1 pseudogene is annotated in these 237 nt (G+C 44.3%); it reads left to right on the forward strand.

Annotated features, from left to right (window positions below):
* A pseudogene (gene thiE / locus AB4486_RS27305) lies at positions 1-237 on the forward strand (thiamine phosphate synthase); the annotation flags it as partial.

The raw sequence follows: 237 nt of genomic DNA on the forward strand, positions 1-237 counted from the left end.
ATCAACGATTGGACATAAGCGTAGGTTGGGCTAACCAAGGGACATCACTTTCTTTTCCTGAGTTGAGTAAGAGTAGCCTCGGTTTATACCCAGTAGTTGATGATGTTGAGTGGATCGAAAGATTGCTCAAGCTTGGAATCAACACTGTCCAACTACGTATTAAGAATCCACAGCAAGCGGATTTAGAACAACAAGTCGCACGATCTATCGAGCTTGGTCGTGAGTATAACGCTCAGG

Source organism: Vibrio sp. 10N.222.55.C6 (assembly GCF_041473395.1).
GTDB lineage: Bacteria > Pseudomonadota > Gammaproteobacteria > Enterobacterales > Vibrionaceae > Vibrio > Vibrio crassostreae_C.